This is a genomic window from Streptomyces sp. NPDC001851 (assembly GCF_040297165.1).
Lineage (GTDB): Bacteria > Actinomycetota > Actinomycetes > Streptomycetales > Streptomycetaceae > Streptomyces.
The window spans coordinates 81,039-98,107 of record NZ_JBEOYR010000004.1 but is presented as its reverse complement, the minus strand read 5'-3'; the positions used below and the strand labels follow the sequence as shown (position 1 = coordinate 98,107).

General features: G+C 71.2%; 16 protein-coding genes and 1 pseudogene. 5 read left to right on the top strand and 12 right to left on the bottom strand.

The window, feature by feature from the left end; translation table 11 throughout:
• Positions 1-48 precede the first annotated feature (48 nt).
• The 4 genes from ABT171_RS07105 to ABT171_RS07090 form a co-directional block, all read right to left on the bottom strand.
• Positions 49-2,370 carry a GH92 family glycosyl hydrolase gene (locus ABT171_RS07105; protein WP_351240672.1) on the bottom strand — a complete coding sequence of 774 codons (2,322 nt, stop codon included), beginning with the start codon at positions 2,368-2,370 and terminating at the stop codon, positions 49-51.
• Positions 2,371-2,527: 157 nt separating this feature from the next.
• The gene (glgC, locus tag ABT171_RS07100; RefSeq protein WP_351240671.1) at positions 2,528-3,748 is read right to left on the bottom strand and encodes a glucose-1-phosphate adenylyltransferase; all 1,221 of its coding nucleotides are present in this window, start codon (positions 3,746-3,748) and stop codon (positions 2,528-2,530) included.
• Between the two features lie 50 nt (positions 3,749-3,798).
• Positions 3,799-4,950 carry a glycogen synthase gene (glgA, locus tag ABT171_RS07095; RefSeq protein WP_351240669.1) on the bottom strand — a complete coding sequence of 384 codons (1,152 nt, stop codon included), beginning with the start codon at positions 4,948-4,950 and terminating at the stop codon, positions 3,799-3,801.
• 40 nt (positions 4,951-4,990) lie between these two features.
• Positions 4,991-5,752 (bottom strand): (2Fe-2S)-binding protein, encoded by a 762-nt coding sequence (locus tag ABT171_RS07090; protein ID WP_351240667.1) that lies wholly within the window; start codon positions 5,750-5,752, stop codon positions 4,991-4,993.
• Between the two features lie 227 nt (positions 5,753-5,979).
• On the opposite strand from ABT171_RS07090, the gene ABT171_RS07085 reads away from it, so the two are divergent.
• Positions 5,980-7,125, top strand: coding sequence for a DMT family transporter (locus ABT171_RS07085; protein ID WP_351240665.1), 1,146 nt, complete (start codon positions 5,980-5,982; stop codon positions 7,123-7,125).
• Here ABT171_RS07085 and ABT171_RS07080 read toward each other — a convergent pair.
• Positions 7,115-8,278, bottom strand: a complete 1,164-nt coding sequence (locus ABT171_RS07080) for a transglycosylase family protein (protein WP_351240663.1) — start codon at positions 8,276-8,278, stop codon at positions 7,115-7,117. The two genes, ABT171_RS07085 and ABT171_RS07080, sit on opposite strands and share 11 nt — an antisense overlap.
• A 271-nt stretch (positions 8,279-8,549) precedes the next feature.
• Here ABT171_RS07080 and gnd point away from each other — a divergent pair, with 271 nt between their 5' ends.
• Positions 8,550-9,989, top strand: coding sequence for an NADP-dependent phosphogluconate dehydrogenase (gene gnd / locus ABT171_RS07075; RefSeq protein ID WP_351240661.1), 1,440 nt, complete (start codon positions 8,550-8,552; stop codon positions 9,987-9,989).
• A gap of 367 nt (positions 9,990-10,356) precedes the next feature.
• Here the strand turns inward: gnd and ABT171_RS07070 are convergent, their stop codons facing one another.
• From ABT171_RS07070 to ABT171_RS07060, 3 genes are all read right to left on the bottom strand, one after another.
• The gene (locus ABT171_RS07070) at positions 10,357-10,701 is read right to left on the bottom strand and encodes a GNAT family N-acetyltransferase (RefSeq protein WP_351240659.1); all 345 of its coding nucleotides are present in this window, start codon (positions 10,699-10,701) and stop codon (positions 10,357-10,359) included.
• Between the two features lie 40 nt (positions 10,702-10,741).
• Entirely contained in the window at positions 10,742-11,161 is a 420-nt protein-coding gene (gene panD, locus ABT171_RS07065) for an aspartate 1-decarboxylase (protein WP_351240657.1), read from the bottom strand.
• Between the two features lie 169 nt (positions 11,162-11,330).
• Positions 11,331-11,681: a hypothetical protein gene (locus ABT171_RS07060; protein WP_351241127.1), complete on the bottom strand. Its 351-nt coding sequence runs from the start codon at positions 11,679-11,681 to the stop codon at positions 11,331-11,333.
• On the opposite strand from ABT171_RS07060, the pseudogene ABT171_RS07055 reads away from it, so the two are divergent.
• The 3 genes and pseudogenes from ABT171_RS07055 to ABT171_RS07045 all read left to right on the top strand — a co-directional run.
• A pseudogene (locus tag ABT171_RS07055) lies at positions 11,649-11,723 on the top strand (helix-turn-helix domain-containing protein); the annotation flags it as partial. The gene ABT171_RS07060 and the pseudogene ABT171_RS07055 sit on opposite strands and share 33 nt — an antisense overlap.
• Before the next feature lie 70 nt (positions 11,724-11,793).
• Entirely contained in the window at positions 11,794-12,450 is a 657-nt protein-coding gene (locus ABT171_RS07050) for a zinc-binding dehydrogenase (RefSeq protein WP_351240655.1), read from the top strand.
• Positions 12,413-13,033, top strand: coding sequence for an SDR family NAD(P)-dependent oxidoreductase (locus tag ABT171_RS07045; RefSeq protein ID WP_351240653.1), 621 nt, complete (start codon positions 12,413-12,415; stop codon positions 13,031-13,033). Before ABT171_RS07050 ends, ABT171_RS07045 begins: the two co-directional genes overlap by 38 nt.
• 108 nt (positions 13,034-13,141) lie before the next feature.
• Here the strand turns inward: ABT171_RS07045 and ABT171_RS07040 are convergent, their stop codons facing one another.
• From ABT171_RS07040 to ABT171_RS07025, 4 genes are read right to left on the bottom strand one after another with little or no spacing between them, the layout of a single operon-like run.
• A complete protein-coding gene (locus tag ABT171_RS07040) occupies positions 13,142-13,450 on the bottom strand; it encodes an EthD family reductase (protein WP_351240651.1) in 309 nt (102 codons plus the stop codon).
• A 41-nt stretch (positions 13,451-13,491) separates the two neighbouring features.
• Entirely contained in the window at positions 13,492-15,147 is a 1,656-nt protein-coding gene (locus ABT171_RS07035) for an alpha-keto acid decarboxylase family protein (RefSeq protein ID WP_351240649.1), read from the bottom strand.
• Between the two features lie 25 nt (positions 15,148-15,172).
• Positions 15,173-16,000 (bottom strand): MBL fold metallo-hydrolase, encoded by an 828-nt coding sequence (locus ABT171_RS07030; protein ID WP_351240647.1) that lies wholly within the window; start codon positions 15,998-16,000, stop codon positions 15,173-15,175.
• 42 nt (positions 16,001-16,042) lie between these two features.
• Positions 16,043-17,068: a sugar phosphate isomerase/epimerase family protein gene (locus tag ABT171_RS07025; RefSeq protein ID WP_351241097.1), complete on the bottom strand. Its 1,026-nt coding sequence runs from the start codon at positions 17,066-17,068 to the stop codon at positions 16,043-16,045.
• Position 17,069 lies beyond the last annotated feature (1 nt).

The window sequence follows — 17,069 nt, the reverse complement described above, 5'->3', positions numbered from 1 at the left end:
ATTAAGTCCCGCCCCGTCAAAGGGGGCGGGACCAAGGGATACGTGAGGTCACTTCAGGACGGGCTGCGCCGCCTCGGGTGACGTACCCCACTCAGACGGGCGCGGGCCGACCGTGAACGCGAGCGAGCGCAGGGAGCGCAGCGCACCCGTCGTCAGATACGTCCGCTCGTGCGGTGTTCCGTCGGCGCGGACGGTCTGGATGTAGCGGTCGGTGGCGGAGGTGCCGGGCGCGGCGATCGTCAGCCCGCCGCTCGGCCAGTACCGGCGGTCCAGGGTGAGGTCGACGCGGTCGAAGACCGGGGTCGACAGTCCCCAGGTGCTGTAGCCGGGCTGGATCGGGAAGAGCCCGATGGACGACAGCACGTTCCAGGCGGACATCGTGCCCAGGTCGTCGTTGCCGGTGATGCCGGTGGGCCCGTCGGTGAAGAGGGTCAGGGCGGCGTGCACCACGTCGGTGGTCTTCCACGGCTGTCCGGTGGCGAGGTAGGTGTAGGGCGCGATGAGGTCGGGTTCGTTCATCGGGTTGTACTTGTCGGCGTTGTAGTACGCGTACGCGTCGCCGTGCACCCACACCTCGCGGGCGGTCCTCGCGGGGTCGGCGAGCAGCCGGTCGTAGGCGAAGAAGGAGTCCAGGCGCTCGTTGGCGGCGCGCTCGCCGCCGATGAGCCGGACCATGCCGGGCACGTCCTGCGGCACGAGCCACTGGTACTGCCAGGCGGTGCCCTCGTGGAAGCCGGTGCCGAGCGCCGGGTCGGCCGAGCCGGTGAAGGCGCCGGAGGCGTCACGGGCGCGGAAGAAGCCGGTCGACGGGTCGAAGATGGTCCGGTAGTTCTGAGCGCGGGCCGCATACCGGTCGGCGTCCGCCTCGTGGCCCAGTCCGCGGGCCATCTGGGCCAGCATGGCGTCGGCGAGCGCGTACTCCAGGGTGACGGAGGCGCCGTGGTGGTAGTCGGAGTCGCCCAGCTTGGCCAGCGGACGGTCCTTGATGAACGGGGCGAAGCCGTGCGCGAGGTACTCGGTGTTGGCCTCCCGGCCGATGCCCGGGTAGTCGGCGGGCGGCACACCGTCGGCGTTCTTCTTCAGCGCCCGGTAGGCCCGCTCCTCGAAGCCCTTGAGCAGCCCCGTCTGATACGCCGTGGTCAGGAACGGGGTGACCGGGTCGCCGCTCATGACGTTCGTCTCGACCGGGCCGTAGCCCCACTTGGGCAGCCAGCCGCCGTCCTCGGCGATCGCGACGACCGAGCGGGCCATGTCCCGTGCCTCGTGCGGCGCGAGCAGCGCCAGGAGCTGGGCCTGGGTGCGGTAGGTGTCCCACAGGGACCAGTTCTGGTAGTACGTGAACCCGTCGGCGCGGTGGGTCCGGCGGTCCCAGCCGAGGTACCGGCCGTCGGCGTCGCTGCCGATGTTCGGGGCGAGGAACGACCGGTACAGGGAGGAGTAGAAGGTGCGGCGCAGGGTGCTCGTGCCGCCCCGCACCTGGACGGCTTCGAGCCGCTTCTCCCACTGCGCACGCGCCCGCTCGCGTACCGCGTCGAAGGACCGGTCGCCCTCGGCGCGCAGGTTGCCGGCCGCGCCGGCCGCGTCGACGTACGACAGGGCGGTGGTCGCCTCGACGGTGCGGTTCTGGGTGGTGTCGAAGCGGACGTAGGCGCCGCCGTGTCCGCTGCGCGACCCCGGGGTGACGGTCTTTCCGTCCCAGGTGCCGTAAGCGGTGAAGGGCCGGCTGAAGCGGGTGATCGTGTGGACCGTGTAGGGGTTGGTGTCCCGGCAGAAGCCACGGCCGGTGATCTCGGTGCGCACGGTGTGGTCGTCGAGGATCTCCACGGTGCTGGAGACGGCCTTGTGCAGCGACTGGGCGGCGTTCAGCAGGACGTTGGCCTTGCCGGTGGCGGGGAAGGTGTAGCGCTGCACGCCGGTGCGCTCGGTCGCGGTCAGCTCGGCGCGGATGCCGGAGGACAGGCCGACACCGTAGTAGCCGGGGCTCGCCGTCTCGTCCTGGTGCGAGAAGCCGGCCGCGTACTGGCTGTAGTCCGTCTGGGTGACGTCGCCGGTGGTGGGCAGCACGGGCAGGTCGCCGCCGATGCGGCAGCCGACGCCCGAGAGGTGGACCAGGGAGAAGCCGCGAATCCGGTTCTGCGTGTAGTCGTAGCCCGTGCTGTGCCCGGTGTCCGGGGAGAGCTGCACCATGCCGAAGGGCACGGCCGCGCCGGGGAAGGTGTTGCCCTCGTCCTGGCTCCCGATGAACGGGTTGACCAGATCGGTGAGGTGGCCGTCGGTCCGCTCGGCAGCCCGTGCGGCGGGGGTGGCGATCAGCGCGGACGCTGCCAGCACCCCGGCCAGGCACAGCCGCGTGCGCCGGGTCCCTCTCATGTCGGATGACCTCCGGAAGTTCGAGTCGTTGCCTGCATCCTGAGGGGCGAACGACCCGAACCCGGGCATTCCATGAGGGTTCAGCCCAACGCGTCGCACAAGGTCATGTGTGCGAACGAACCGGCCCTGAACCGCGAGGGCCGAAGGCTTGGGTCCCCTAGGGCACCCGCTGTCCCTTCCCCAGGGCGATCACGCCGCCCTTGGAGACGGTGTACAGCTCGGCGTCCCGTTCCGGGTTGACGCCGATGGTGGCGCCGGGCGGGACCTCGACGTTCTTGTCGAGGACCGCGCCGCGCACCACCGCGCCCCGGCCGACGCGCACGTTGTCGTGCAGCACCGAGCCCTGGACCACCGCGCCCGGGTCGACCCGAACGCCCGGGGACAGGACGGACCGGGTGACCTGACCGCGGATCAGGCAGCCCGCGCTGACGATGGACTCGCTCGCGATGCCGCCCGCGCTGAAGCGGGCCGGGGAGAGCTGGCCCGAGTGGGTGTAGATGGGCCACTGGCGGTTGTAGAGGTTGAACGCGGGGCGCTCGGCGATGAGGTCCATGTGCGCCTCGTAGTAGGCGTCGAGGGTGCCCACGTCCCGCCAGTAGCCCTGGTCGCCGGTGGTCTCGCCGGGCACGTGGTTCTCGCTGAAGTCGTACAGCCGGGCCTCGCCGCGGGCGGTGAGCTGGGGCAGGATCGAGCCGCCCATGTCGTGCACCGACTGCCCGTCCTCGGCGTCCCGTTGCAGCGCCTCCACGAGGGCCTTGGTGGTGAAGAGGTAGTTGCCCATCGAGGCGAAGACGGTCTCCGGGTCGTCCGGCAGGCCGGGCGGGTCGGCCGGCTTCTCCAGGAAGCGCTCGACGGCGCGGCCGTCCGGACCCGGGGTGATCACACCGAAGGAGGAGGACTCCGCGCGCGGCACCCGGATGCCGGCCACGGTCACCCCCGCGCCGCCCTCGATGTGCTGCCGGAGCATCTGCCGCGGGTCCATGCGGTAGACGTGGTCGGCGCCGAACACGGCCACGTACTCCGGCTGTTCGTCGTGGATCAGGTTCAGCGACTGCAGGATCGCGTCGGCGCTGCCCAGGTACCAGCGCGGGCCGAGGCGCTGCTGGGCCGGGACCGGGGTGACGTAGTTCCCGAGCAGGCTGGACATCCGCCAGGTGGTGGTGATGTGCCGGTCCAGCGAGTGCGACTTGTACTGGGTCAGCACGCAGATGCGCAGGATGTCGGCGTTGACGAGGTTGGACAGGACGAAGTCGACGAGGCGGTAGGTGCCGCCGAAGGTGACGGCTGGTTTGGCGCGGTCGGCGGTCAGCGGCATCAGACGCTTGCCCTCGCCGCCCGCCAGTACGATCCCGAGTACGGAAGGCCCTCCACGACGCATGGCCGCTCCCCTCACCCTGGTTGAACCATGGCTGCCCCGCACGGACGGGGCTAAGCCTGCTTGAGGACCTCCTCGTACAGCGCGGCCGTGCGCCGGGCCACGGCGTCCCAGCCGAACTCCCCGACCGCGCGCTCCCGTCCGGCCTCACCCATCCGCCGGGCCGCCTCCGGGTCACCGAGGACGGTGTCCAGGGCACGGGCGAGACGCGTCTCGAACTCCTCGTCCATGTCGACCAGCACACCGGTACGGCCGTCCGCCACGACCTCCGGGATGCCGCCGACCCGGGAGGCCACGACCGGGGTGCCGCAGGCCATCGCCTCCAGGTTGACGATGCCGAGGGGTTCGTACACCGAGGGGCACACGAACACCGCTGCGCGGGTGAGGAGTTGGATCACCTCGGGGCGCGGCAGCATCCGCGGGATCCAGAACACGCCCGTGCGGACCCGGCTCAGCTCCTCGAACAGCTCCCGGAACTCCCGGTCGGTCTCCGGGGTGTCGGGCGTGCCCGCGCAGAGCACGACCTGGGCGCCGGGGTCGATGTGCCGTACCGCGCGCAGCAGATGGGGCACGCCCTTCTGGCGGGTGATCCGGCCTACGAACAGGACGTACGGGCGGTGGGGGTCGATGCCGTGGCGGGTGAGGGCGTCGGTGCCGTGGTCGGGGCGGTACAGGCGGGTGTCGATGCCGTTGTGCACCACGTGCACGGCGGCCGGGTCGAGCGCCGGGTAGCAGCCGAGGATGTCCTCGCGCATGGCTCCGGACACGGCGATCACCGCGTCGGCGGCCTCGATCGCGGTGCGCTCGGCCCAGCCCGACAGCGCGTATCCGCCGCCCAGTTGCTCGGCCTTCCAGGGGCGCAGCGGCTCCAGGGAGTGCGCGGTGAGCACGTGCGGGACGCCGTACAGGAGCTTGGCGAGGTGGCCGGCGAGGTTGGCGTACCAGGTGTGGGAGTGGACGAGTTCGCGGCCCTGGAGGGCGGCGGCGACGGAGAGGTCCACGGAGAAGGTGCGCAGCGCGTCATTGGCGCCGTCGAGCGCGGACCAGGACCGGTGGCGTACGACGCCCACCCCGCGTCCCTCGCCCCAGCAGTGCACCTCCAGGTCCACCAGGGAGGTCAGCTCCCGGGCCAGGAACTCCACATGGACCCCGGCGCCGCCGTACACGTCCGGGGGGTACTCCCGGGTCAGCAGTCCCACTCGCACCCGACAACCCCCTTGTACCGGTGGCAGGTTCCCTTCATGGTCACCCAGACGCGGCTCCTGGGGAAGAGCGCGGCGGCCGCGTGAAGCAGCAGTCGCCGCAGACCCCGCCGCCGGGCACCCGGTAGTACAGGCAGCAGCTGCGGCGGCGGAAGGCGGTGCCGGTGCGGGTGCCGGTGGTGCGCAGGAGGGGATGGGCGAAGAGTTCGTCCGTCAGGGCACGGGCCCGGCCGGCGGCGTCGCCGCGGCCGTGCGCGCGGGCCCAGCGGTCCAGCTCCCGGGCCGCCCCGGCGAGCGCGGAGCCCGCGTTGCCCCACAGCAGTCCGGGCGCGCTGCCGCAGCGGGCCCGCAGGGCCTCCCCCAGCGGCTCCAGGTGTCCGCGCAGCACGGTGGCGGCGAGGGTGGCGGCGTCACCGGGTCGCGGGCGCAGTTCGGTCAGGTACAGGTCGTCGGGGACGGCGGCCGCAGGGTCCCAGCGCAGCAGGCGCGGGTCGAGGTCGGGCGACCGCCCGTACAGGACGGCGCCGCCGAGGGCCACCGACCACAGCCGGGCGGCCAGCCCCTGCTGGGCGAGGGAGGCGGCGACGCGCGGCTCGGGCGTGCCCAGCCGGTCCGCCACCGTGGCCACGCGCTCCGTCAGGGCATCGCGGCGACCTTCCCGGGCCACCCCCGCGTAGGTCTCCGCGAGCGTCGGCAGCCGCCCGGGATCCGGGCCGCCGGCGGCGTCGGCCCGGCCCGGGGCCGTACGCAGGACGAAGAAGCCGCCGAGCGGGCGGAGGGCGGCGAGAGCGGGGTCGAGGTCCACGACAGGTACTGGTACCAGGTGCGTTCCCCGGCCGGAGCCGCGGGTCCCCACCGTGCGCACCCGCCCCCAGGATGATCAGGCGGCCGGTGTACTCCATCGGCAGTAGGACGCATTGTGTGCTCAGGTACGACGACGGGACGAGCGCGGGCGGGCAGAGTGTTGGCCATGCAATCCGACCGTCCGCCGCGCCGGGCTCAGGGCGCCCGCCGCACGCAGGGGAGACGCCGATGAGCGCCCTCGCGTTGTCCGTGCTGCTGTCGTTGGTGTCCGCCCTCGCCTACGCGGCCGGCGCGATCGTGCAGGAGCAGGTGGCGGTGTCCTCGTCCGCCCGCGCGTACCTGCCGCTGCGCCGGCCGGGCTGGTGGGGCTCGCTGGTGCTCAACGGCCTCGGCGGTGTGCTGCACGTGGTGGCGCTGGCCTGCGGTCCGCTCAGCCTCGTCCAGCCGCTGGGCGCGCTGACCATCGTCTTCGCGCTGCCCATGGCGGCGCTGTGCGTCGGCCGCAGGGCCGGGGCGGCCGCCTGGCGCGGCGCGGTCATGACCACGGTGGGCCTCGCCGGTCTGCTGTCCCTGGTCGGTTCCCCCGGCGCCCACTCCCTCGACGCGGTGCAGCGGGTGGCGGTCTCGCTGGTCACCGGCGGCGCGGTCGTGGCGCTGCTGTGCGCGGGTCTGGCCGCGCACCGGCACCCGGCGGTGCGCAGTGTGCTGCTCGCCGCCGCCTCCGGCGTCGCGTTCGGCATGTCGTCGGTGTTCACCAAGACCGTCGCCGTCGACTGGACCCACGGCGTCCGCCTGTCCGCGCTGCCCTGCCTGGCGGTGATCGGCCTGTTCGCCGTCGCCGGCGTCCTGCTGTCCCAGGCCTCCTACCGGGGCGGCGGCCTCGCCGTTCCGCTGGCCACGCTGACCGTGGTCAACCCGGTGCTGGCGGCCGTCGTCGGCATCCTGATGTTCGGCGAGACGTTCCGCTACGGCGGCATGGGCACCGGGCTCGCGGTGAGCTGCGGGGTGGTGGCTGCGGGCGGCCTGATCATGCTGACCACCGAGCGGATCGAGCGCAGCGGGGCTCCCGCCCTTGCGGACGCCCTTGCCGATTCCCTCGCGGAATCCGCAGCATCCCTCGCGGAACCCGCAGCATCCCTTGGGGAGGCCGCCGCGTCCGCCGCCGCGGCGGACGCCCGCCTCGGCGGCGTGCCGCAGCAGCGGGTGGCGGCAGCACCGGCCGAGGCGGAGCGGTCCGGGCCCCCGGAGGCCGACGCGGTGCTCGGCGAGCCGGTGCCGCCGGACCTTCTCGCAGCGGAACCGGGCGGCGGGGGCAGCGCCGACGGCTCCGCGCCGCCGGCCGGCCCCGCGCTCCGCGACTGCGTCAGATCCTGACGCCGCCGGCCCGCAGATAGGCGAGCGGGTCGATGTCCGTGCCGAAGCCCGGTCCGGTCCGCACCTCGAAGTGCAGGTGCGGGCCGGTCACGTTTCCGGTGGCCCCCGAACGGCCGATCCGCTGCCCCGCCGCGACCGTCTGCCCGGTCCGCACCGAGATCGCCGACAGGTGGCCGTACTGGGTGTAGCGGCCGTCGGCGTGCCGGATCACCACCTGATAGCCGTACGCGCCGCCCCAGCCCGCGGCCACCACGTGCCCGGCCTCGGCGGCCTGCACGGCGGTGCCGGTCGGCACGAGGAAGTCGACGCCGGTGTGGTAACCCTTCGACCAGTGGGAGCCGGCCACGTGGTAGCCGGTGCCGACGGGTGCGTCGACGGGGGCGACGAGCGTGCGGCTGGTGGACCTGGTGTGGTGCGGGGCGGTCCGGTGCCCCGAAGGGGCCTTCCGTTTCCCGGAGTCGGTCTCTTTCGCCGGGGTCGTGGCGGAGCCGGCGGTCGTGCCGCGCAGGCTGAGCCGCTGGCCCGGCAGTATCAGGTCGGGATCGGCACCGATCGTCGCGCGGTTGCCGGCGTAGAGTCCGCGCCAGCCGCCGCGGACGTGGTGCTCGTCGGCGATGCCGGAGAGGGTGTCGCCGTGCACCACCGTGTACATCTCGGCGCGGCCGGCCCGCGACTGCGGGGTGGTCTGCGGCCGTACGTCCGGTACCGAGGCCTGCCTCCCGGCCTGCACCGGACGGTTCGCGGCGCCGTCCGGGTGCGGGCCCGGACCGGTGTCGCCCCGGTTCAGCCCGGCCCGCACCGAGCACACCGGCCAGGCGCCCGGCCCCTGCCCGCCGAGGACCCGCTCGGCGACGGCGATCTGCTGGCCCCGGGTGGCGAGGTCGGCGCGCGGGGCGTACCGCGTGCCGCCGTACGCCTCCCAGGTGGACTGGGTGAACTGCAGCCCGCCGTAGTAGCCGTTGCCCGTGTTGATGCTCCAGTCACCGCTGGACTCGCAGGCGGCGACCTTGTTCCAGGTGGAGGCGTCGGCCGCGTCGGCCGTGGCGGCGGCGACCAGCGGGATCGCGAGGCCGGCGCCGCCCGCCGTGACGGTGAGTGAGGCGCGGTTGATCCTGTTCGGCTGGTACCGGCGATGCCGGCCGCGTACGGCCATGTCCGAATTCCCCTCGGCATGCGTCAGGAGGGGCAAAAGTATGCGCCGCGAACAGGCCATGACAAGACGGAAATCCGGCCTCCCGCGCCGTCCAAGTGGCCGGGAACGGCCCGTCCTTGGCGGCCTCCCCCGGGGAATGAGGCCGACGGCGGCCTCCGCGCGTACACAAGCGTGGCGGGGCGGATGTGCGCTCGCCGGGACGGCACGTCAGGATGGGCGAGGACCCGTACTGACGGAGCCGTAGTCACGAGGCAACCAGGGAGCAGGCGGTATGAGCACTTCAGCGCAGATCGGTGTCACGGGCCTCGCGGTCATGGGCCGCAATCTCGCCCGGAACTTCGCCCGCAACGGCTACACGGTCGCCGTGCACAACCGTACGGTCTCGCGGACCAAGGCGCTGGTGGAGGAGTTCGGTCACGAGGGCGACTTCGTCGCGGCCGAGACCGCCGAGGACTTCGTGGCGGCCCTGGAGCGCCCGCGCCGCCTGGTGATCATGGTGAAGGCGGGCGAGCCGACCGACGCGGTGATCCAGGAGTTCGCGCCGCTCCTGGAACCCGGAGACATGATCATCGACGGCGGCAACGCGCACTTCGCGGACACCCGGCGCCGGGAACGGGAGCTGCGCGAGCGGGGCATCCACTTCGTCGGCACCGGCATCTCCGGCGGCGAGGAGGGCGCGCTGCACGGGCCGAGCATCATGCCGGGCGGTTCGAAGGAGTCGTACGAGTCGCTGGGCCCGATGCTGGAGAAGATCTCCGCGAAGGCCGCGGACGGCGCGCCGTGTGTGACGCACGTGGGTCCGGACGGCGCCGGGCACTTCGTGAAGATGGTCCACAACGGCATCGAGTACGCGGACATGCAGCTGATCGGCGAGGCGTACCAGCTGCTGCGCGACGTCGCCGGGTACGCGCCGGCGCAGATCGCGGACATCTTCCGCACCTGGAACACCGGCCGGCTGGACTCCTACCTGATCGAGATCACAGCCGAGGTGCTGTCCCACGTGGACGCCGCGACCGGCAGGCCGTTCGTGGACGTGGTCGTCGACCAGGCCGAGCAGAAGGGCACCGGCCGCTGGACGGTGCAGATCGCGCTGGACCTGGGCGTGCCGGTGTCCGGCATCGCCGAGGCGGTGTTCGCGCGGTCGCTGTCCGGTCACGCCGCGTTGCGGGCCGCCTCGCGGGATCTGGCGGGGCCGAAGCCGGCCGCGCTCGGCGAGTCGGAGGCGGCGGCGTTCGCCGACCGGGTCGAGCAGGCGCTGTACGCGTCGAAGATCGTGTCGTACACGCAGGGCTTCCACGAGATCGCCGCGGGCAGCGAGGAGTACGGCTGGGACATCGACCTCGGTGCGGTGTCCTCGATCTGGCGGGGCGGCTGCATCATCCGGGCCGCCTTCCTGGACCGGATCCGCGCCGCGTACGACGCCCGCGCCGATCTGCCGAGCCTGCTGTCGGACGAGACGTTCGCGCGTGAGATCGCGGACGCGCAGGACGACTGGCGGGAGGTGCTGATCGCCGCGACCCGGCAGGGCGTGCCGACGCCGGGGTTCGCGGCGGCGCTGGCGTACTACGACGCGTTGCGGGCGCCTCGCCTGCCGGCGGCTCTGACGCAGGGGCAGCGGGACTTCTTCGGGGCGCACACGTACCGGCGGGTGGACCGGGAGGGGGCGTTCCACACGCTGTGGGGCGGGGACCGGTCCGAGGTTTCCGCGTAGCTCTCCGCGCCCCTTCCTGCCGTGCCCGGTGCTTTCAGGTGAGCGGGGGACCTGGCTCCGGGTTCGGTACCGGCTCCGGGCCCGGCGGGATCGGCGAAGGCGAAGGATCCGGCGGGGCCGGGGGTGGGGTCGGGCCGGGACCCGGCGGCGGTGGTGTGGGCTGCGGGACCGGCTCGGGCGGTGGGACGGGGCTCGGGTAGGGGTCCGGCGGGGTGGGACCGGGACCCGGGGTCGGCCCCGGCGGGACCGGGTCGGGGTGCGGGTGCGTCATGGTGTCCTCCGGGCAGTCGCTGGACGTCGCCTCTGGACTACTCCCCCGCCTACCCGACGGGCCCCCGGTCACTCGTCCGACAGGGCGAACCGCCGCTCAGAACCGGCCGGGGCGGGCCCGCAGCCACTCCACGGCCGCCGCCGTCAGCTCCGGACCGGCCGGCGCGGCGACCTCCGGGTGCCGCTCGGCCCACCCGGCGACGTACGGGCACAGCGGCACCACCGGGACGCCCTCGCGCTCGGCGAGGGCGTACAGCTCACGGGCGAGGGAACCGGCGATCCCCCTGCCCTCGTGCGCGGGCTCGACGATCGTGTGGACCGGGACCAGGGCGCAGGCGGGCGACTCCAGCACGAAGTACTCGATGCGGCCGGCGACTTCCCCCTCGCCGACGGCCTCCAGGCGGCCCGCCGCCCGGTCGTCGCGGATCTCGATCTCGCTCATGGGCTCGGCGCTCCTGGTCCGGTCCGGCGCGGCCCCCCGGTCAGGCCCCGACGGCCTGCGGGCTGCGCTGCTGGTCCGAGCCGGGCACCGGCTCGGAGGGGTCGGCACCGAGGGACACGATCCGGTTGCCGCCGTCGACGTGCACGATCCGCGGCTTCAGCTCGCGCGCCTCGGCGTCGGTGACCTGAGCGTAGCTGATGATGATCACCAGGTCTCCGGGATGCACGAGATGGGCGGCCGCCCCGTTGATCCCGATCACCCCGGACCCGCGCTCACCCTCGATGACGTACGTCTCCAGCCGGGCGCCGTTGGTGATGTCGACGATGTGCACGAGCTCGCCCGGCAGCAGGTCGGCGGCGTCGAGCAGGTCGGCGTCGATGGTCACCGATCCCACGTAGTGCAGGTCGGCCTGGGTGACGGTGGCGCGGTGGATCTTGGACTTGAACATGGTACGCAACATCGGGGCACTCCCACAAGTAGGCTCCCTGCCTGCGTTTTTGCAGGTCAAGGGCTGTTTCCATACCCTACAACGAGTCGCACGTTCGGGCAGCTTTCCCCAGGTCTTTCAGGACTCATGCGGACCACTTGCCGACCTTCCTGACGCACCGTCAGGCGACTGGAGAAGGGTTTCACCCGCTCTCCCCCCCACCACCGCGGCGACGGCACACGGTGACCTGCAGGTGACGGCGGGGCTCGGGCCGCCGACGGACCTGGCCGCGACACACCGCTCCTTCCGTGCCGCCGGCAGGCTGCTGGAGACCGCTCGTACGTTCGGTCTGCGTGGCGTGTACGACCTCGGCGACCTGTCGTGGCGGGTGGCGGTGGTCTCCGAAGCGGAACTCTCCGAGTTGCTGCTCGACCGCTATCTGCGCCCCCTGGAGGCGGAGGGCGAGTTCGGTGCGCTCATCGAGGAGTCGGTGCGGGCGTACCTGGAGAGCGGACGGCGCATCCGCGAAGCCGCCCGCGGCGCACACGTCCACGTCAACACCGTCCGCTACCGGCTACGCCGTTTCGAGGAGCTCACCGGCACCAGCCTGGCCGCTCCGGACACCGCGGTGGAGCTCAGCTGGGCCCTGGCGGCACGCGAGCTGCATGCCCGGCATGACCGCCTACTTCGGCCTGCTGGACGTCGGCGCACTCAAGGACCGCGAGACCGTCGTGATCTCCGGGGCGGCCGGCGCGGTCGGCACCATCGCGGGTCAGATCGCCAAGGCCAGGGGCTGCCGCGTCGTGGGCATCGCCGGAGGGCCCGAGAAGTGCGCGCTGCTCACCGGCGAACTCGGATTCGACGCGGCGATCGACCACCGCACCGAGGACGTCAAGAAGGCACTGCGTGAGCACGCCCCGGAGGGCATCGACGTCTACTTCGACAACGTCGGAGGGGACATCCTCGACACCGCCCTGACCCGGCTGGCGATGCACGCACGCGTCGTGGTCTGCGGCGCGATCAGTCAGTACAACAACGCCGCGCCCGTCCAGGGCCCCTCGGAACACGTCGTGCGGGGCACCGTCGACGGCTTCCCCGCGACCCTGCAGATGCTCTTCCGCGGTGCGAACGTCGGCAAGCTCGTGCTGGAGTTGGCGTGGCCGCCGCGCTGCCAGGAGAGCAGCGGGACGCCGTCTCGCTCCACGGCAAGGTGGCGATCGTCACCGGTGCCGCCAGCGGACTGGGCCGGGCCTCGGCGCTGGCACTGGCGAGGGCGGGCGCGAGGTGGCCGATCCGGTCGACGGGCACTTCCACGCCTGTGACGTCTCCGACCTCGACGCCAACCGCGCTCTGGTGGAGTTCACCCAGGAGCGGTACGGCGGTGTCGACATCACCCTGCTGAACGCGGGGGTGGCGACCGGATGCGGCGTCGGCGAGGACTTCGACCCGGTGCGCTGCCGGCGGGCGATGGGCGCCAACCTCGACGGCGTGGTCTTCGGCACCCACGCGGTGCTGCCCGCGCCGCGGGCCCGCGGCGGCGGGTCGATCGTGGCGACGGCGTCCCTGGCGGGCCTGGCGGCGGTGCCGCTCGATCCGCTGTACGCGGCCGACAAACACGCGGTCGTGGGACTGGCACGCTCCCTGGGGCCGGCTCTCGCCCCTGACAACGTCCGCTTCAACGCGGTCTGCCCGGGGTTCGCCGAGTCGCGCATCATCGACCACCTGCGCGGCATGCTCTCCGAGCAGGGACTGCCGGTCATCCCGGCTGAGGCCGTCGCGGACACGGTGCTGCGGATCGTCACCGGCGACGACACCGGACAGTGCTGGTTCATCCAGGCCGGCCGCGAACCGGAGCCGTTCCGCTTCCGCAACGTCCCCGGCCCGGCCAGGCCTGTCGGCGCCTGAGGGTGCGTCGGGGGTGGGCCCGGCGACGACCGGGCCCACCTCCACCGGCGTACGGAACCGCCCCGTCCCGTCGGGACCGCGCGGACGCGACGCCTCGGCGGATCGAGATCAGACGTCCTCGACGTCGGTGAAGAGGAGCCGTACACCGCCGGTCGCCAGCTCGAAGACCTTGGCGACAAACGCCGACGCCTCTTCGGTCGTCACGGCCTTGCTGGCCGTGGCGTAGTCGGTGAAGTACAGGTCGAGTACGCGATAGGCGGGCGTCGGGCTGCCGTCCTCCTTCGGCCAGACCTTCGCGCTCTCGATCCTGGTGACTCCGGGGATCTTCTTCGCCAGCGCGATCTGCTCGTGGTGACCGGCCTCGAAAGCCTCGGGGGACTTCGGGTTCTCGTAGACTGCGGTGATCTTCGTCGGCATGGTGTCTGCTCCTAGATCGTTCCTGCTGGTGGGCTTTCCTGCTACTGGGTCTTCCACTTCGCGTTGTCGGGGATCGTTTTGTCGGGCACCCGCACCTGGATGATGGACGGGCTGCTCGTGTTCTCCAGTGCACCCGTCACGGCATTACTCAGCTCTCCGTACGTGCCGACTTCCCACCCCCGACAACCGAAGACCTCTGCCAGCGTGCTGTAATTCCACCGGTGCAGCACGCAGGGCTTGTAGAACGGCTTGTCGGAATGGAACACCCCCGCATCGGCGAGCCACTGCTCCACGGCGTAAACGCCGTTGTCGATGACGAAGATGATGGGATTGAGCTGGAACCGGGTCTGCGTCGAGAGACATTGGGCGGTCATCTGGAAGCCGCCGTCGCCCGAGAACACCATCACCCTTTGATTGGGCTTCTTCGCCAGGCAGATACCCGTCGCGGCCGGCGCGCTGTAGCCGATCGAGGAGTACGACGACTGAACGATGAACCCTCCCGGGGCGGGTACATCGAGCAGCAGGCTCCCGAAATAGTTCATGCTCGCGTCGCTGCTGATGACGGTGTTCCGGTCGACGTACCGCTGGATGAACTCGTAGAACCCCTGGTACGTGATGATCTCGGAGGGACTCATGGCAGGTGCGCTGCGTGCCGGACGCTCCGGGAGCTTCCGGGACTTGGGCGTGATCTTCTCCGCCAGAATGCCGCTTATCAGGTGCTCAAGGGCTACGTGCCCGCCGAAGAAGGTACCGAGCTTGACCGCGTCGAACGACGCGAAGGCAGTCTTGTCGTAATCCGGCTCCCAGCCAAGGGAGTTGATGTCGGTCAGCCACACGCCGAGGGCGAGCACGAAGTCGGAGGCGGCGACCAGCTCCGTGACGGCCTCGGACGATGCCTGGCCGTCGAGCACGCCGGCGAACAGCAGATCGTCCTCGGAGAGGACGGCCTTGCTGAGGAGTTCCGTGACGAAGGGGATGTTCAGCTGCTGGATCAGGCGCGCGGCCTTGTCCTGCAGGCCGAACCGGTCGACCTCAGGACCCACCCAGATGAGAGGGTTCTCGGCGCTTTCGAGCCTCGCGCGGATCTGGGCGACCGACTGGGTCAGGCTGTCCCGGTCCGACAGGGGCTTGGCCGGCTTGAGGACGCCCCTGGGCGGCTCACACTCGAGGTCGACCATGTCCTGGAGCAGCTCGATGTAGACCGGGCGGCGCTCGGTGATGCACGTTCTCAGCGCGTGGTCGATCAGGCCCGGCGCGAGCTCAGGGGTGTCGATCCGGATGGCCGCGGCCGTGACGTGCTCGAAGGACTGGAGGTCGGTCTCCCGCCCGGTGATGAAGTGGTGCGCGCTGAAGCCGGTCTGCTCGAAGATGATGGTCTTCTTGATGCTCGGCGTGCCGTTGATCAGCACGAGCGGCACCTTTTCGACGTAGGCGCCGGCGACGGCGTTCACGGCACACAGCGCGCCGGCGGAGTAGGTGACGCAGAGGGCCCCGATGCCCTTCAGCCGCGCGTATCCGTCCGCCGCGTAGCCGGCGTTGACCTCGTTGACTTCCTCGATGATCTCGACGCTGCTCGGCGCGACATACCGGTTCAGCCAGTCGATGGAGTAGTCGCCCGCGATGGCGAACAGGTGGTCAAGACCCAGCTGGTGGAGCCGGTCTACCAGGTACTGCCCGACCGTGCAGCGCTCTGCCATGGCGTAACTCCTCTGTGATCAGTGGTCAGTATTCGCTTGCACCGCCGAACAGCCGGGGCAGGTAGATGTCGAAGATGCCCGGGCACTTGCGCTCCGGATAGCGCTGCAGCAGGAAGTCCTTGAAGGCAGCGCCCGTGAGGCCGTTGCCTGCGGCCTCACGGGCCGCGGAGAGGTACTCGATGTTGCGGGCGACCTCGTTCTTGTCGGCGGGAAGGCCGTGGCCTGGCAGGAAGAGCTCGTACTCCGACACCAGCAGGTCCTGCAGCACCCGGATCCAGTGGCCCAGGTGTGATGTCAGATAGAGATGGGTGCCGCTGTAGAGCAGGTCCTGGGCGAAGTACACCCCCAGTTCGGGAAGCCCGATGGTGAGGTGGAAGTCGATCTCGGTGTCCGTCACCCGGTCCAGGACGTAACGGACCCCGTCGATCGTCTCCTGCCCGGGACTGGCGACCTGCTTGGGGACGACGACGTGCTCCGGGAGGAGGCCGCCGAGCTTCCAGTGGTCGCTGAGCGACTCCTCCCCGTGCTCATGGATGAAGGTCATGGTCTCGGAGAGCGCGTAGACCGTGACGTCGGGGAACGCGGCGCCCAGGCCGAACCAGTGGTCGGGGTGCCGGTGGGAGAGATACAGCCGGTCGATCGGCTTGCGCAGGCTGTCCGCGTACGCCCTGAACTCCCTTGCATAAGGGGCGAGGAACTGTCCGTCGACGAGTACGAGGCAGTTCCTGGTCTCGACGATGTGCGTCGCGTTCGCGATGTTGCCGTCGCTGAAAGAGGAAACGAAGGTGTGAATACGGACGTCGCCCGCCTGTTTCACGACCATGACGATGGGGTCCGACATCTGAGCCGGCATCCGGGACCTCCCCGATAGGGACGGGACGAGAAAAGGGCGGGGCTATGCGGCGATGCGCGTGTTCAGTTCCTCCAGCGCCGCTCTTGCGACGTCGTAGGCGCTGTCCGCGCCCCGCACCGGGGCGTCCTCGCCGGGCCGCCAGAAGCGCCTGCGCGCCATTCGCATCGAGCTGACGAACGGCGGGATCGCGTTGAACACCTCGACGAGATACGGCCCGCGGTACACCGGCTCGACCTCGCTGCGCACAAGGTCCCACGGAATCCAGCTGTCCTTCACCGCTCCCCGGTCCGGCGCCGAGATGTGGACGTAGTGCAGCCGGTTCTGCCGTACGGCCCGCGCGATGTTGTTCCGGAAGACCGAGGGACCCTGGCTTTCCATCAGGACCTGCGCGGTGTCGATCGTCACGCCGCCCTGCGGGTGTTCGAGCCCCTCGAGGAAGTCGAGGACCTCCGAGACCATGTTGGGCGGGGGAGTCTCCCAGCTCTTCACGGGCTCGATGGCGAGCTTCACCTCCCGGGCCGCCGCGTACTCCGACAGCTCCTCGAAGACTCCACGGGCCGCGTGAAAGCGCGGCTTCATCCACTCCTGGAGGTCGTCGCTCCACAGCGGCTCGCCGTCGTCCGTGAGCGGGAAGACGCCGTAGGGGTAGAGGAACGGACCCGACATGATCGTGTCGCCGCCGCCCAGGGCCCGGGTGATGTCGACGCGCGACTTCAGATAGGAGAGGGCCTGTGCACGCTGCTCCGCGTAGGGCGAGGTCGGGTCGAAGGTCCGCGTGGTCCCGACGTTGGTGGTGAACCTGACCTCCCGCAGGCCCGCCTGGTCGAAGGCCTTCCGCAGGCCGATGTAGCTGTCGAGCTCGAGCTTGTGGTCGACGGTCGTGGGCCGGGCGGCGATATGCACGTCGAAGCCGGCGTAGCCCATTTCGGTCAGGGCCTTCAGATGGGTGATCAGGATCTGGGTGTAGCGGGTGTCCTGCGGACGCAGATCGGCCGTGAACATGAAGAAGCTGAAGTACACGTCCCGCTCGACGTTCGGTTGGAAGCCCCGCGCCAATGTCACGTTCATC

Coding starts and splice junctions, on each gene's coding strand:
- ABT171_RS07050 (WP_351240655.1), top strand. CDS start 11,794: ATGCCCGGCATGACCGCCTACTTCGGCCTGCTGGACGTCGGCGCACTC.
- ABT171_RS07025 (WP_351241097.1), bottom strand. CDS start 17,068: ATGAACGTGACATTGGCGCGGGGCTTCCAACCGAACGTCGAGCGGGAC.
- ABT171_RS07080 (WP_351240663.1), bottom strand. CDS start 8,278: ATGGCCGTACGCGGCCGGCATCGCCGGTACCAGCCGAACAGGATCAAC.
- ABT171_RS07085 (WP_351240665.1), top strand. CDS start 5,980: ATGAGCGCCCTCGCGTTGTCCGTGCTGCTGTCGTTGGTGTCCGCCCTC.
- panD (WP_351240657.1), bottom strand. CDS start 11,161: ATGTTGCGTACCATGTTCAAGTCCAAGATCCACCGCGCCACCGTCACC.
- gnd (WP_351240661.1), top strand. CDS start 8,550: ATGAGCACTTCAGCGCAGATCGGTGTCACGGGCCTCGCGGTCATGGGC.
- ABT171_RS07030 (WP_351240647.1), bottom strand. CDS start 16,000: ATGCCGGCTCAGATGTCGGACCCCATCGTCATGGTCGTGAAACAGGCG.
- ABT171_RS07040 (WP_351240651.1), bottom strand. CDS start 13,450: ATGCCGACGAAGATCACCGCAGTCTACGAGAACCCGAAGTCCCCCGAG.
- ABT171_RS07035 (WP_351240649.1), bottom strand. CDS start 15,147: ATGGCAGAGCGCTGCACGGTCGGGCAGTACCTGGTAGACCGGCTCCAC.
- ABT171_RS07070 (WP_351240659.1), bottom strand. CDS start 10,701: ATGAGCGAGATCGAGATCCGCGACGACCGGGCGGCGGGCCGCCTGGAG.
- ABT171_RS07105 (WP_351240672.1), bottom strand. CDS start 2,370: ATGAGAGGGACCCGGCGCACGCGGCTGTGCCTGGCCGGGGTGCTGGCA.
- glgC (WP_351240671.1), bottom strand. CDS start 3,748: ATGCGTCGTGGAGGGCCTTCCGTACTCGGGATCGTACTGGCGGGCGGC.